13 protein-coding genes are annotated in these 14272 nt (G+C 57.1%); 2 read left to right on the top strand and 11 right to left on the bottom strand.

Annotated features, from left to right (window positions below):
• Positions 1–55: 55 nt before the first annotated feature.
• A complete protein-coding gene (gene ftsE, locus FHI25_RS03310; RefSeq protein ID WP_008889155.1) occupies positions 56–733 on the bottom strand; it encodes a cell division ATP-binding protein FtsE in 678 nt (225 codons plus the stop codon).
• A 350-nt stretch (positions 734–1083) separates the two neighbouring features.
• Here ftsE and FHI25_RS03305 point away from each other — a divergent pair, with 350 nt between their 5' ends.
• Positions 1084–1902: a DUF3426 domain-containing protein gene (locus FHI25_RS03305; protein WP_210515088.1), complete on the top strand. Its 819-nt coding sequence runs from the start codon at positions 1084–1086 to the stop codon at positions 1900–1902.
• 82 nt (positions 1903–1984) lie between these two features.
• Here the strand turns inward: FHI25_RS03305 and FHI25_RS03300 are convergent, their stop codons facing one another.
• The 4 genes from FHI25_RS03300 to argH all read right to left on the bottom strand — a co-directional run bounded on the left by FHI25_RS03300 (position 1985) and on the right by argH (position 7452).
• The gene (locus FHI25_RS03300; protein ID WP_210515085.1) at positions 1985–4438 is read right to left on the bottom strand and encodes a DUF4175 family protein; all 2454 of its coding nucleotides are present in this window, start codon (positions 4436–4438) and stop codon (positions 1985–1987) included.
• Positions 4439–4625: 187 nt separating this feature from the next.
• Positions 4626–5897 carry a diaminopimelate decarboxylase gene (gene lysA / locus FHI25_RS03295; RefSeq protein WP_008889158.1) on the bottom strand — a complete coding sequence of 424 codons (1272 nt, stop codon included), beginning with the start codon at positions 5895–5897 and terminating at the stop codon, positions 4626–4628.
• Positions 5894–6040: a lipoprotein gene (locus FHI25_RS03290; protein WP_210515083.1), complete on the bottom strand. Its 147-nt coding sequence runs from the start codon at positions 6038–6040 to the stop codon at positions 5894–5896. Before FHI25_RS03290 ends, lysA begins: the two co-directional genes overlap by 4 nt.
• Positions 6037–7452 (bottom strand): argininosuccinate lyase, encoded by a 1416-nt coding sequence (gene argH, locus FHI25_RS03285; protein WP_210515080.1) that lies wholly within the window; start codon positions 7450–7452, stop codon positions 6037–6039. Before argH ends, FHI25_RS03290 begins: the two co-directional genes overlap by 4 nt.
• 31 nt (positions 7453–7483) lie before the next feature.
• On the opposite strand from argH, the gene FHI25_RS03280 reads away from it, so the two are divergent.
• A complete protein-coding gene (locus FHI25_RS03280; protein ID WP_210515077.1) occupies positions 7484–8044 on the top strand; it encodes a TlpA disulfide reductase family protein in 561 nt (186 codons plus the stop codon).
• A 17-nt stretch (positions 8045–8061) separates the two neighbouring features.
• Here the strand turns inward: FHI25_RS03280 and rbsK are convergent, their stop codons facing one another.
• From rbsK to FHI25_RS03250, 6 genes are all read right to left on the bottom strand, one after another.
• On the bottom strand, positions 8062–8985 hold the full coding sequence (gene rbsK / locus FHI25_RS03275; protein WP_210515074.1) for a ribokinase: 924 nt from the start codon (positions 8983–8985) through the stop codon (positions 8062–8064).
• A gap of 149 nt (positions 8986–9134) precedes the next feature.
• Positions 9135–10601 (bottom strand): xylulokinase, encoded by a 1467-nt coding sequence (xylB, locus tag FHI25_RS03270; RefSeq protein WP_210515071.1) that lies wholly within the window; start codon positions 10599–10601, stop codon positions 9135–9137.
• Between the two features lie 160 nt (positions 10602–10761).
• Entirely contained in the window at positions 10762–11649 is an 888-nt protein-coding gene (locus FHI25_RS03265; RefSeq protein ID WP_064779860.1) for a 3-hydroxybutyryl-CoA dehydrogenase, read from the bottom strand.
• Between the two features lie 68 nt (positions 11650–11717).
• Positions 11718–12653 (bottom strand): FAD-binding protein, encoded by a 936-nt coding sequence (locus FHI25_RS03260; protein ID WP_210515068.1) that lies wholly within the window; start codon positions 12651–12653, stop codon positions 11718–11720.
• Between the two features lie 15 nt (positions 12654–12668).
• The gene (locus tag FHI25_RS03255) at positions 12669–13418 is read right to left on the bottom strand and encodes an electron transfer flavoprotein subunit beta/FixA family protein (RefSeq protein ID WP_008889166.1); all 750 of its coding nucleotides are present in this window, start codon (positions 13416–13418) and stop codon (positions 12669–12671) included.
• A gap of 252 nt (positions 13419–13670) precedes the next feature.
• The gene (locus FHI25_RS03250; RefSeq protein ID WP_063088544.1) at positions 13671–14243 is read right to left on the bottom strand and encodes a cob(I)yrinic acid a,c-diamide adenosyltransferase; all 573 of its coding nucleotides are present in this window, start codon (positions 14241–14243) and stop codon (positions 13671–13673) included.
• Between the last annotated feature and the right edge of the window lie 29 nt (positions 14244–14272).

Genomic DNA, 14272 nt, shown 5'->3' with positions numbered 1-14272 from the left:
TGTGTTGGTCCTGTTGATCCCGTGTTTACGAAGCTTGGACTTGGTGTGTCGGTTTTCAGCCGCTGTTGGTGACGTCGTGCAAGGTACCACCTTCGAGCAGCCATTGGGTATGGCCAAACCGCCGGACAAGTTGCCGGTTGTGGGTTGCGATCAGAACGGTGGTGCCGAGTTTGTTGAGTTCTTCAAACAGATAGAGCAACCGCATGGCGATTCGGTCATCGACGTTCCCGGTCGGCTCATCTGCCAGAAGCAGGGCGGGGCGGCCAATGACTGCGCGCGCGATGGCAACGCGTTGTTGCTGTCCGCCCGACAGGCGTGATGGCACTGCGTTGATGTGATCGCCAAGCCCGACCCATTCGAGAAGTTCGGTGACGTTTTTGCGAATCTGCAGGTCTTCGACACCGGCGACACGCAGTGGCAGGGCGACGTTTTCAAAGGTCGTCAGATGGTTGATCAGCCGGAAATCCTGAAACACGACGCCGATCTTGCGGCGAATCGCCGGCAGTTCTTCGCGCGGGATGCGGATATTATCGCGCCCAAAGATCGAAATTTCGCCGCGTGTCTGGCGCAAGGCCAAAAATAAAAGTCGCATCAATGTCGACTTGCCGGCCCCCGATGCCCCGGTCAGGAAATGAAAACTGCCGCGACCGAGCGTAAAATTAAGGTCGCGCAGGATTTCCGGTCCGGATTCATACCGGACTCCGACATTCCTGAAACTGACAACGTCGGTCAAAATTCTTGCTCCATCTGGGCGAATGACGGTTGATACATCGGTGTTTATATCGGTTTTCGTCATGATCCGACAGGGTTGGAAAGTAGCCTTGTCGTGACAATATCGAAAATGAATTAACCGGTTTGGACGGTTTGTCGTCTATTTTGGATACCATTAACAGCCCGATCAGCCAGAGGTTTGATACCCAAATCCGGGCAGCTTCTGTTATCTCTGCTTAACAGTCTGTTAAATCGCCGCTATTTACATATAGTGTAAGGCTTCACTGACGGCACAGGGGGACCGTCAGTCGCAGACAGTTTCACGCCTTCCCCCGTGTTTGATGCCGCCGTCATCGATATGCCAGGTTTGCAATGATCATTACTTGCCCAGAGTGTTCAAAGAAATACTCAGTTAAAACAGAAGCAATCGGTCCGAAAGGCCGAACCGTGCGCTGTAAAAGCTGCGGCAATAGCTGGCATCAGGACCCGCCTGGCGCAAAGAAGCCAGCCCCGGCCCCGGAAAACGATATTCCGGCCCCGTTCAACGAAGAGGGGTCGCTAGGTGCTGATTTCAATGCAGACCAGATGGGCGGTGGGCCGGTTGATCCGGGCTTTGAAGAAGCCGACAAGATCCCCGATCCGCCCCCGATTCCCCAGCAGCTGATTCGCAATAATCCAAAGCCGGAGCCCAAAAAGAAAAAGGGCATCGTCGGCTGGATCATCTTCCTGCTGGTGTTGGGCGGGATTGGTGCGGGTGGCTATTTCGCCAAGGATCAGATCATTGAACTGTGGCCGCCGATTGCCAAGGTCTATGACATGGTCGGGCTTGATGTGCCGCATGTCGGCGAAGGCCTTGATATCCGCGAATTGCCGCCGACCCGCGAAGAAGAGGACGGCGTTGACGTTCTTGTTGTTCGGGCCGAGATCGTCAATATCAGTGAAGAACCGCGTGCGCTTCCTTACCTTCTGATCGAGCTGCTTGATCCGCTTGATCGTGTGGTACAGCGCAAGAAGGTGCCGCTGATTTATGATGAATCGCTGGTTCAGTCCGGTGCGGAAATGCCAATGGTGCAACAGATGTTGCCGGTTGGCGAAAGCATGGAAGTGGAAACCAAGATCCGGCGTCCTAACCCGACGGCAACCCGCCTGCAGGTCACCTTCCTTGACCCGCGCGAGGCGGTTGAGCCCTAAGCGGTTCGCGCAAATATCCCGATTATGAGAAAGGCAGCACATCACGTGCTGCCTTTTTTGTTTTGGGTGGCGTAGTGACCACTCAGAACCGTTTGAGCAAGCGGTCGATATATTCCTGTTCGATTTCCGGGCGTTCGGGATCACCGGACCGGCGGCGGAGTTCCTGCAAGATGCGCCAGGCCCGTTCGAGCGTGTTCACATCCGGGATGGTGGTGGTGCCATCGCCACCGACGGGACGGCCCAGCGGATCGCGGCGCCCGGATCCTTCGAGGTCTTCGAGCATCGGGGCGAGCTGGCTGAGCCCTTCAAGCGCACGGCTGATTTCGCCAATGCCCTGTTGCAGGGCATCCATGGCCTGTCGTTGATATTGCAGGGCCTCGTGCGATCGGTTGTTGCCAAGGGCCTCTGCCGCCCCGCGCATGGCATCAATCACCGAATTCATGCCGCTGACATCGCCAAACTGGCCAAGACCGGGATCGTTGAGGATTTCACCGGCATCGTCGGCAAGACCCTGTTGCTGGTTTGCACGCGGGCCATTGCCGTTCTGGGTGGAGGCATTATCGCCTTCATTCATCAGGTCCTGCTGACGGCGCGACAGATCGCGCATGCCGTCCAACATTTCGCGGAGCGTCGACGTGATATCCATGCCGCCCTGACCGGTGGTGACCTGCATGTTTTCGACCAGTTCGCGCAGACGATCGATCAACTGGCGGGCCTGATCACGCGCACCGGCACGCATCAGGGCATCGATCTGATCGATGATGCGTGACAGGTCCTGTTGTTCAAGCGTCGCACTGCCGGGCGGGAGTTCTTCCTCGGCCTGTTCCGGGCTTTCGCGCATCATGGCGGCAAGATATTCATTCAGCGCCTGACGGTATTCTTCAATCAGGCGGGCAATTTCGCTTTCGGTGACGTCGGGGTTGGCAAGGGCTTCAAGCAGGCGTTCCTCGGCCTCCATCAGGTTGCGTTCGGCAATGCCGTAGGAGCCCCGCTCAATCTCCTCGGCGACATGCCAGAGAAGGCCTGCGACATCCTGATGGGTGGCGCGGTTTTGCAGGTTCGACGCCAGCCGGTTTTCGGCCACCGAAAGGGTAAGGAACACACCGAGATGGCCGTTAAAGGCCTGTGGGGCGAACAGGATCGGCAACAGTGCATGATGCATTTCAAGTGCGCGGTCGGGATAGCGCAGCAAACCACGCCGGATATCAATCAGCTTTTGCGCCACCGGATGGCTGAATTCCCGTTCGGGCAGCATCAGGGAACGCACATCGCTTTCACCGCGCTGATCGGCATTATCTTTTGATACCATCTGGATATTGACCGGCAAGCCCGCCCAGGGATGGGCGACAAGATCAATAAAGCGCGGGCCTTCGATGCGGGTCGGCATGGCACCTGCGCTGCTTGTAACGCCAGCGGCGTCGCCCTTGAGATCAATTACCACCTGATCAATCGGGCCATATTGTTTGATCGTGCCTTCTTCGGCCGCAGGCGTGATCACCAGATCAAGACTGGCGAGGCCATAATCATCACTGGCGACGTAATCAAGGCGCACATGATCGCGCCGTGTGATGGTCGGGGGGCTGACGAAGGACAGGCTTGGCACATTATCGGCCAGCAATTCGATATCAAGTGTCAGGCGATCATTGCCCCAGACCGATATGCGCCATTGGCCGGGCTGATCGATTGCGGTGGACAGCACATAGCTGTTCTCGGCCCCCTCGGTAAAGGATTGCGTGCCGGTCGGGGTAGTCAGGGTCGGTTCCCAGATGCTTGTGATGCTGCCATCAAGGGTCGACCCCGCCGGGACCTGAACACGGATGACGTCCCTGGTCTTGTCCGATGCCGCATTAACTGCGTTTTCGGATTGGCGGGCACCTGTGGCATCGGCATCGGACAGGGCACTGAACTGCAAGATGCGCGGTATTTGCCCGGTATAGGCCGGCGGGGTGACCCAAAGGGTGGCACTGAAGTCGGCGGCACCAAGACGCTGAAGCGGGCTGAAGGCCTTTGAAAAGCGTTCCTCGGCATGATCAAGGCCGGTCATCAGGCCGACAAACACCAGCAATACAGGAATGGCGGTCAGGCCAAAGCGGTCAACGCGGGTAATGGCGGGCAGTGGGCGCGACAGCCGGAGCTTTGCCAGTGCGGCTTCATGCAGGCCCAGTTGACGCTGCCAGAGGTAGCTGGTCAGTGGGTCGTCGGTTTCGGGGACATGGTCTTCAAGGCTTTGCAGCGGGTTGTTATCAAGATGGTTGTCCACCTCGATCCGGTGCAGGATGTCGCGGCGCGTCGGCATTTTGAAATTGCGCCACGGGGCGACCACGGCAACCATGACCGCGACTGATAGGACGGACAGCAACATGATGTGCCCGGTGGCGGGCAGAAGTTCAAACGTTCCGGTCAGGGTCAGGCCAACGACCAAAAGCCCGATCGAAAGGGCCGGGATCAGACAGGGCCAGACAGATTCCCACACCATCACCAAGCGCGTCTTGCGCACATGGCGTTCCATCTTGGGATAGGGTGGTATCAACGACATGCCTTTGAGCCCTGCTTGCCGACATATTGCGCGTTGTATCCAGCATTCTGGCACAACCCGCTTCTTTAAAGCTTGGTCTTTTGGCAGGGCGGGTCAAGCAATTCGACGGGATTGGGCAAAATAAAAGGGCGGCTGACAAACGGCCAGCCGCCCCGAAAGCGTTAAAAACCGAAACGGAATGCCGGTCTTATGCGTTGCTCAGCCAGGAGGGTACCTGGTCCATGTTGATCAGGTCGTCAATTTCCTGACGCGGACGCACGATGGCAAAGTTGTTGCCCTTGACCAGAACTTCGGGTGTCAGCGCACGGGTGTTGTAGGTCGATGACATCACAGCACCATAGGCCCCCGCCGACATGACAGCGACCAGATCACCGGCCTTGAGGTCATCGGGAAGGTCGCGGTCCTTGCCAAAGGTGTCGCCGGTTTCGCAAACCGGGCCGACAACATCAACCTTGACCTGCTTGTCACCGTCAGTCTGTTCATCGACCGGGATGATTTCGTGATAGGCGCCATACAGTGTCGGGCGGATCAGGTCGTTCATTGCGGCATCAAGAATGACAAAGCGTTTGGCTTCGCCGTCTTTGATATACATGACGCGCGATACCATGATCCCGGCGTTGCCGGCAATCAAACGGCCCGGTTCCAGCGTGATGTGGCAACCAAGATGGCCGACGGTTTCGCGCACCATCTGACCATAGGCATCAGGAAGCGGCGGTGTTTCGCCCTGATAGGCAATGCCAAGCCCACCCCCAAGATCAAGATTGCGGATATCGATGCCCTCAGATCGCAGCTGTTCGACCAGCCCGGCCAGACGCGTAAATGCCTCGCGGAAGGGGGCGAGGTCGGTCAGCTGGGAGCCGATATGCATGGCGATCCCGGTAACCTCGATGCCATCCATGGCAGCAGCTTCCCGGTAAACCTCGATCGCGCGGGTCCAGTCGATGCCGAATTTGTTTTCGGCCTTGCCGGTTGCGATCTTTTCGTGGGTTTTGGCATCGACATGCGGATTAACACGCAGCGCAATGCGCGCCTTTTTGCCCATGTCGATGGCAACACGGTTCAGCTCAACCAGTTCCGGGATGCTTTCGACATTGATCTGGGCAATGTCGGCGTCAAGGGCTTCGCGCATCTCGGCATCGGCCTTGCCAACACCGGAAAAGATGATCTTTGCCGGGGGCATGCCCGCCCGAAGCGCACGGCGCATTTCACCAACCGAAACAACGTCCGCACCCGCCCCAAGATTGGCGAGCGTTTTCAAGACGGCCTGATTGGAGTTTGCCTTAACGGCAAAGCACACGGTGGCATCAAGGCCGTCAAATGCGTCGGCATAGACTTTGTAATGGCGTTCCAGGGTCGCGGTCGAATAGCAAAAGAACGGGGTTCCGACCTTGTCAGCCATTTCCCGGATCGAGACGCCTTCGGCATAAAGTTCGCCGTTGATATATTCAAAATGGTTCATTGGGCCGGGTAATCCCTTGGATATTCATAACCTTTGTCGGTCGGCGGTTCGAGCGGGCCTTTTTTGCCACAGGCCGCAACGGAAAGCCCCAACATGACGGCCAGCGCAACAATGGTGCTGCGTTTCAACAGGTTGCTGTTCATTTGAGGAACCTTTCCTTTGCCGCGGCAACCGATTCCTTGACCCGGACCGGGGCGGTGCCACCAAAGCTTTGGCGGGCGGCAACCGATGCCTCGACTGTCAGCACATCATACACCGCATTGGTGATCTTGGGTTCGATGCCTTGCAGGTCTTCAAGCGACAGCTGATCAAGATCACAGCCTTTGGTTTCGGCAAGCTTCACGGTCGCGCCAACAACGTGATGGGCATCACGGAACGGCATACCAAGTTCGGCAACCAGCCAGTCGGCAAGGTCGGTGGCGGTTGTGTAACCCGCACCGGCAGCGGCGCGCATATTGTCGGCAAACACCTTCATGTCGGCAATCATGCCGGTCATGGCGGCAACGCACAGACCAAGATGGTCATGGGCCTGGAAGACCGGTTCCTTGTCTTCCTGCATGTCCTTGGAATAGGCCAGCGGCAGACCCTTCATCGACAGCATCAAGCCATTATAGCAGCCGACGATACGCCCGATTTTGGAGCGGATCAGTTCGGCCGCATCCGGGTTGCGTTTTTGCGGCATGATCGAAGAGCCGGTCGAAAACTTGTCGGACATGCCGATAAAGCGGAACTGGGCCGAGCACCAGATGACCATTTCTTCGGCCAGGCGCGACAGATGCATGGCGGCAATCGATGCGGCATTAAGATATTCAAGCGCAAAGTCACGATCCGATACCGCATCGAGCGAGTTCGCTGTCGGGCGATCAAAGCCCAGCGCACTTGCCGTCATGTGACGATCAATCGGGTAGGGTGTGCCAGCAAGGGCCGCAGAGCCCAGCGGGTTTTCGTTGATACGGGTGCGGCAATCGGCAACACGCCCGCGATCACGGCCAAACATTTCGACATAAGCCAGAAGATGATGACCAAAGGTGACCGGCTGGGCGGCCTGCAGGTGGGTGAAGCCCGGCATGATGGTTTCTGCGTGGGTTTCAGCCTGTGCAATCAGGGCTTCCTGAAGGCCTTTGAGGCCGACCTCAAGATCGCCGAGTGCAACGTCACGGACCCAGAGTTTGAAGTCGGTCGCGACCTGATCATTGCGTGAACGTGCGGTATGCAGGCGACCGGCAGCCGGGCCGATCAGTTCACGCAGGCGGCTTTCGACATTCATGTGGATGTCTTCAAGGGCAGCGGAGAATTTGAATTCGCCGCTCTCGATTTCTTGAAGAATCTGGTCTAGACCGTTGGTGATCTTTTCGCCATCTTCAGCAGGAATGATGTTCTGCTTGACCAGCATGGCGCAGTGGGCCTTGGAGCCCTGAATGTCCTGGGCGTAGAGGCGTTTGTCAAAGCCGATGGAAGCGTTGATTTCTTCCATGATGGCTGACGGGCCTGCTTCGAAGCGGCCGCCCCAAAGGGAGTTTGCGTTTTTCTGGTCAGTGGCGTTTTGATCGGTCATCGTGATCCGCAGTCTTGGAAAGGTGGGTGTTGTGAAAGCATTGCTTCGTTACGTAAAACTTGGCGTGATTGTCGCCATCTCGGGCATTTATGCAACCCCTGCCTTTGCTGATACGCAATTCCCGCAAGAACTTTCAAAGATGGTCATGCCATCGGATGGGGGTTCTTTGCCCGAAGATCTGGCGTTTGTCGATGAAAATGGCAATGAGGTCGCCTTTAACAGCCTGAAAGGACAGGTTGTTCTGGTCAATCTGTGGGCGACCTGGTGTGTGCCATGCGTCAAGGAAATGCCCGAACTTGATCGCCTGGCGGTCGAAATGGCCGATAAGCCGTTCCGTGTTCTCGCACTTAGTCAGGACCGTGGCGGGGCGGATGCGGTGCGCGAATTCTTTGAAACCAATGGAATCGAGAACCTAGATATCGTTCTTGATCCGCGTGGGGCGATTGCGCGTCAGATGGGGGCACGCGGCCTTCCGACCAGTTTTGTCTATGACGCCAACGGTGATTTGCGCGGCAAGCTTGAAGGCATTGCGCGCTGGGACGCGCCAGAGGTCATCACCTATTTCGATCAGTTGATTGATCAGACGTCCTGAGCGCAAGTGACACGGTCTTAGGCGTTGCCCTCGATCAGGGACAGAACATCGGCAAGGCGGGGTGCGGCCTCGGCAGCGCCATTGTTGGTGGTGGAAAGCGCGCCGGTGGCACAGGCAAAGCGCACGGCATCCTTGAGCGGCTGACCACCATGCAGGGCGACAGCCAGCCCGGCATTGAAGCAATCGCCTGCGCCCACCGTATCAACCGTGTTGACCTCAAAGCCCGGAACCATGCCGGTTTGCCCGCCCGATGAATAGAACGCACCATCTCCGCCCATTTTGATGATGACGGTTTCCGGGCCCATGTCATGCAGCTTGATGCTGGCGCTACTGGCGGTGGCTTCATCCACCGGATCAATACCGGTAAGGGCCAAGCATTCGCTTTGGTTCGGGGTGACGATATGGGTCAGGGCCAGCAAATCGCGCATGACGACCAGATCGGCGACCGGGGCCGGGTCAAGAATGACCTTTGCATTGCCTTCGCGGGCGTATTTGATCGCGCAGTCGATGGCCACCACCGGACATTCAAGCTGCAACAGAAGATAGTCGCAGTTGCGCAGCAGTTCCTGTTTTTCATGAAGGTCGTTTCGGGTCATGGTCATGTTGGCGCCACCCACAACCGTGATCATGTTTTCACCCGCCTCATCAATCGAGATCAGGGCAATGCCGGTTTGTGCTTCGTCGGCGACGATCAGGTTGGTGGTATCCAACCCCTCGGTGGCAAGGGTTTCGATCAGTTGTTTGCCCAGCATGTCATCGCCGACCTTGGAGATGAACACAGGCGAAACACCAAGTCGGGCGACGGCAAGTGCCTGATTGCATCCTTTGCCGCCCGGTCCGGTCTTGTACGCCCGGGAGGAAACCGTTTGTCCCCGAACAGGAAGCTTCGCCACACGGGCCGCAAAATCAAAGTTCGAGCTTCCAACAACTGCAATCGTCATAATCGTCCGCGTTTATAAATGAATTCCACTAAGTTAATGTTGTTCTCAGATCAGGGGTTTAAAGGGCGATGTCGCCAAAATCTATCGAGATCATCAAATTGTTATGGATCCGCATTGCAGCCGGTCTGTCTGATCAGGCGATCAGACGGTCAGTCAGGGGTGAATTCGTCTGACAAGGCAGCGTAAATGCGCTGGAATTTGGCAAAGCGCGGCTGGTAGGCATCATGGCGGGTTAGATCAGGTTCAATCACTTCTTCGATTGCGGGTTTGACGCAAACGTCTGCAACCGGTTCGCCGGTCAGGGCCAGACGGGCCAGACGGGCGGCACCAAAGGCCGGGCCCTTGGTCGCGCCCTCATAGCGGGCAAGTGGTTTGCCAAGGATGTCGGCAATCATCTTGATCCAGTAGCGACTGCGGGCACCGCCGCCGATCACGCCGGGCAGGTCGCACTTGGTTCCGGCCTTGTGCAGGCGGGACTTGGCATCGCGGAGGGCAAAGCCGACCCCTTCGAGCACGGACTGAACCAAGGTTTCGCGGTCTGTATCGCTGCCCAGACCAAAGAATACGCCCCGGGCATGCGGATTGTTGTGCGGGGTGCGCTCCCCGTTGAGGTAGGGCAGGAACAGGATATCAGACGGGGCGTCGTGTTGTGCCTCTACCCGGTTGAGCAATGCGGTAATGTCGGTCTCGCCCAGAAGGTCGGCCGCCCATTTCAGGCAACTTGCCCCGTTAAGCAGGACCGCCATCTGGAACCAGTGGTTCGGGATGGCATGGGCAAAGCTGTGCAGGAGTTCTTCGGGCTTGGGACGGTATTTGTCAGAGGCGACAAAGATCTGTGACGAGGTGCCCAGCGAAATGAAGCCATCGCCATGGGAAACTGCCCCGACCCCGATGCCACCGGTCGCCGCATCACCACCACCCCCGGCAATGATGACGTCGTCCCGCATGCCCCAACGGTCGGCCAGTGTTGCGCGCAGCGTACCGGTGATGTCCGATCCTTCGACCAGATGTGGCAGTTGATCGCGGGTTAAACCGCAAGCTTTGATCGCGCTTTGGTTCCAGCTTCGGCTTTGTTCATCAAGCCAGAGCGTGCCCGCGGCATCAGACATTTCGGTGGCCTTGTCGCCTGAGAGGCAAAAGCGGATGTAATCCTTGGGCAGCAGGATGGTTTTGATTTTGGCAAAGACATCCGGTTCGTGTTTTTGTAGCCAGATCAGTTTGGGTGCGGTCATGCCCGACATGGTGGCGACACCCGCGCGCTGGCCCAGGTCGGGCAGGGCGGCATCAAGTTCGGCGCATTCGCGGGTGGCGCGGCCATCATTCCACAGGATCGCCGGGCGGAGTGGCTTGTCATCCGCGCCCAGCAATGTCGCGCCATGCATCTGACCCGACAGGCCGATTGCACGGGTTGCGGCGATTGCCGACGGGGTTTGGCGGTGCAAGTCATCGATGGCGCGCAGGGTTGCGTCCCACCAGTCGGTGGGGTTTTGTTCGCTCCAGAACGGTTTGGGGCTGGATACGCGTAAAGGGACATCAGCCTCGGCAAGGGTGACCGAGTTTTCGTCAATCAGTAGTGCCTTGACTGCCGATGTGCCGACATCAATTCCGAGATACATGTTCGGACGGCCTCCAGAACCGTTTGATTTTTCCCGACATCATGATTGTGCGGGTTAGAGCAATCACCATTCCAGATGGTTGAAGCACGGAATGCAACAAAAAAAGCCGCTGCGGGGCAGCGGCTTTGATGTCGTAACGCCAGTCCTGGCGTGCAACCGCTTAGCGGGTCGGGGTCGGTTCGTCGCCGCTATAGTCATAGAAGCCACGGCCAGCCTTGCGGCCAAGCCATCCGGCTTCGACATATTTGACCAGAAGCGGGCACGGGCGATACTTGGTATCGGCTAGGCCATCATGCAGGACATGCATGATCGACAGGCAGGTATCGAGACCAATAAAGTCTGCCAGCTGCAGCGGGCCCATCGGATGGTTCGCACCCAGACGCATCGCGGTATCGATGGATTCGACATTCCCCACACCTTCGTAAAGGGTGTAGATCGCCTCGTTGATCATCGGAAGCAGGATGCGGTTGACGATAAAGGCCGGGAAGTCTTCGGCACTTGCCGTGTCCTTGCCGAGCTTTTTGGTCAGTTCATGAATGGTGCGATAGGTGGTTTCGTCCGTGGCAATACCACGGATCAGTTCGACCAGTTTCATCAGCGGCACCGGGTTCATGAAGTGCATGCCCATGAACTTTGCCGGGCGGTCGGTATAGGACGCCAGACGGGTGACCGAAATCGAAGAAGTGTTGGTCGCGATGATCGCTTCCGGGCCGAGCACCGGGCACAGAGCCTTGAAGATCTGTTTCTTGATCTCTTCGTTCTCGGTGGCCGCTTCGATGACCAGGTCACAGTCAGACAGGAAGGTATATTCCGTTCCGGTTGAGATCAGTTTCAGTGCCGCATCTTTTTGCGCTGCGGTAATGATCTCCTTTTTGACCTGACGGTCCATGTTCTTTTCCATCACGCCGATGGCCTTATCAAGGGCATCTTGCGAGATGTCGAGAATTCGGACGTCGTAACCGGCCAGTGCGATCACATGCGCAATACCATTGCCCATCTGACCGGCGCCGATTACGCCAATGGTTTTGATATCTTCCAACGAAGCCATTTGTTCCCCACTCGTCCCCAAGGGTCAAAACAAGAGTATGCGTTGCCTTGACCCTAAAGGGGATCAGATTATTTGTCGAGTTCGCTCGCCAGAGCGGGAAGGGCCTCGAACAGGTCACCGACAAGTCCGTAATCCGCTACCGAGAAGATCGGCGCCTCTTCGTCCTTGTTGATCGCGACAATGACCTTACTGTCCTTCATGCCGGCAAGGTGCTGAATAGCACCCGAAATGCCTACAGCAATGTATAGCTGCGGTGCAACAACTTTGCCGGTCTGGCCGACCTGCCAGTCGTTGGGGGCATAGCCCGCATCAACCGCAGCGCGAGAAGCGCCAATTGCAGCGCCGAGTTTGTCGGCAATCGGTTCGATCAGGTGGAAGTTTTCACCCGAACCCATGCCACGACCGCCAGAGATGACGATGCTTGCAGCGGTGAGTTCCGGACGTTCCGACTCGGTCAGTTCCTGACCAACGAAGGTCGATTTGCCGGCATCGGATGCAACAGCAACGTCTTCGATGGATGCAGAACCGCCTTCGGCGGCGACAGGATCAAAGCCGGTGGTACGGACAGTGATCAGTTTCAGGTTGTCGGTCGACTGCACGGTTGCCATGGCGTTACCGGCATAGATCGGACGCACAAAGGTATCGGCATCGACAACATCGGTGATGTCGGAAATCTGTGCGACGTCTTTTTTGGCAGCAACGCGCGGCATGAAGTTTTTGCCCGACGAAGAAGCCGAGGTGAGAATGTGGCTATAATCGCCCGCCAGTTCACCAACCAGACCCGCCATGTTTTCCGCAAGGAAATGGCCATAGGCTGCGTTGTCTGCGAGGAGAACCTTGGAGACACCTTCGACCTTGGCAGCGGCTTCGGCAACGGCCTTGCAGCCTTCGCCCGCGACCAGAACAGTGATGTCGCCACCGATTTTCTGAGCAGCAGCAACGGTGTTAAGCGTGCCACCCTTCAGTTCGGTATTGTCGTGTTCGGCAATAACAAGAATGCTCATTTGATGGGTCCCCGCTTAGATTACTTTTGCTTCGTTGCGGAGCTTGTCGACAAGCTCTGCGACGTCGGCAACTTTGACACCTGCCTGACGTGCTTCCGGTTCGGAAACTTTCAGGGTTTTCAGGCGCGGCGCGGTATCAACACCAAGGTCGGCCGGGCTCAGGGTGTCGAGCGGCTTTTTCTTGGCTTTCATGATGTTCGGCAGCGACGCATAACGCGGCTCGTTGAGGCGCAGGTCAGTGGTAACGATTGCCGGAAGATCAATCTTGATGGTTTCAAGACCACCGTCGATTTCACGCGTGACATCAAGCTTGCCGTCAGCAACGACAACCTTGGACGCGAAGGTGCCCTGCGGCCAATCCAGCAGCGCGGCCAGCATCTGACCGGTCTGGTTGGCATCATCGTCAATTGCCTGTTTGCCGAGAATCACGAGATCCGGGCTTTCCTTGGCAACGACTTCTTTCAGAAGCTTTGCAACAGCCAGCGGCTGGAGTTCGTCCTCGGTTTCAACCAGAATGCCGCGATCGGCACCCATGGCGAGGGCGGTGCGCAGGGTTTCCTGGCACTGTTTAACGCCGAGCGACACAGCAACCACTTCGGTGGCGGTGCCCGCTTCCTTGAGGCGGATGGCCTCTTCAACGGCGATTTCGTCAAACGGGTTCATGGACATCTTAACGTTGTTCAACTCAACGCCAGACTGGTCCTGTTTGACACGGATCTTGACGTTGTAATCCACAACGCGCTTAACGGCGACAAGAACCTTCATGACAGACCTGTTCGTTTTTGTTGTCGAAACTGCGGGTTTGCTCCCTGCCAAGGCAGTTTGCGTTGGCCCGCATGGTAATGTTTTCCCCGCGACGCACAATAGGTAGTGCTACGCAGGTTGTCAATTTACGTAAAGGTGTTGACGTTAACGACAACTACTTCACGAAAATCTTGATGCCCTTCGCCGTCTTGATACGGCAAAAATCCGCAAGGGAACAAGGATTTTGTCCGATAATCTTGTTATCACGTCAGTTTATCGGGTTAGCCCAGGCTTCCAGAGAACATCATCCTTGCCGCCATTGTTGGCGTGGCGGGCGAGAACAAACATGTGGTCAGACAGCCGGTTGATATAGCGCACGGCCTCGGGATTGATCGTCTCGATCCCGGCCAGTTCGACAATAAGGCGTTCGGCCCGGCGCGAAACCGTGCGCGCGACATGCAGTTGTGCCGAAAGCGCACTGCCACCGGGCAGAACGAATGATTTCAGCGGATCAAGGGCTTCGTTGATCTGATCGATCTCGGCCTCAAGGCGTTCGGTTTGCTTGGCGGTAATGCGAAGGGCGGGCCGTTCGGGGTTATCGTCGCTGCCATCGCCCGGCGTGCACAGATCAGCCCCAAGATCAAAAAGATCGTTCTGGATTCGGGCCAGCATCTCATCGACGTCGCCATCGGCATGCAGGCGGGCGACACCAATCACGGCATTGGTTTCATCAACGGTGCCATAGGCCTCTACGCGCACATCATTTTTGGCAACGCGCGTGCCATTGCCCAGGGCGGTTTTGCCCTTGTCACCGGATTTTGTATAGATACGAGTCAGTTGAACCATGTGCCGTCCGTAATCCTGGTTTGTGTGTT

It is taken from the genome of Thalassospira sp. ER-Se-21-Dark (genome assembly GCF_017922435.1).
GTDB lineage: Bacteria > Pseudomonadota > Alphaproteobacteria > Rhodospirillales > Thalassospiraceae > Thalassospira.
Note: the sequence above shows the minus strand (reverse complement) of the source record. Positions and strands in the feature narration are given on the sequence as shown.

Excerpts from the sequence above, each read along its gene's own strand:
- FHI25_RS03305 (WP_210515088.1), top strand. The coding sequence starts at position 1,084 with ATGATCATTACTTGCCCAGAGTGTTCAAAGAAATACTCAGTTAAAACA.
- FHI25_RS03300 (WP_210515085.1), bottom strand. The coding sequence starts at position 4,438 with ATGTCGTTGATACCACCCTATCCCAAGATGGAACGCCATGTGCGCAAG.
- lysA (WP_008889158.1), bottom strand. The coding sequence starts at position 5,897 with ATGAACCATTTTGAATATATCAACGGCGAACTTTATGCCGAAGGCGTC.
- FHI25_RS03290 (WP_210515083.1), bottom strand. The coding sequence starts at position 6,040 with ATGAACAGCAACCTGTTGAAACGCAGCACCATTGTTGCGCTGGCCGTC.
- argH (WP_210515080.1), bottom strand. The coding sequence starts at position 7,452 with ATGACCGATCAAAACGCCACTGACCAGAAAAACGCAAACTCCCTTTGG.
- rbsK (WP_210515074.1), bottom strand. The coding sequence starts at position 8,985 with ATGACGATTGCAGTTGTTGGAAGCTCGAACTTTGATTTTGCGGCCCGT.
- xylB (WP_210515071.1), bottom strand. The coding sequence starts at position 10,601 with ATGTATCTCGGAATTGATGTCGGCACATCGGCAGTCAAGGCACTACTG.
- FHI25_RS03265 (WP_064779860.1), bottom strand. The coding sequence starts at position 11,649 with ATGGCTTCGTTGGAAGATATCAAAACCATTGGCGTAATCGGCGCCGGT.
- FHI25_RS03260 (WP_210515068.1), bottom strand. The coding sequence starts at position 12,653 with ATGAGCATTCTTGTTATTGCCGAACACGACAATACCGAACTGAAGGGT.
- FHI25_RS03255 (WP_008889166.1), bottom strand. The coding sequence starts at position 13,418 with ATGAAGGTTCTTGTCGCCGTTAAGCGCGTTGTGGATTACAACGTCAAG.
- FHI25_RS03250 (WP_063088544.1), bottom strand. The coding sequence starts at position 14,243 with ATGGTTCAACTGACTCGTATCTATACAAAATCCGGTGACAAGGGCAAA.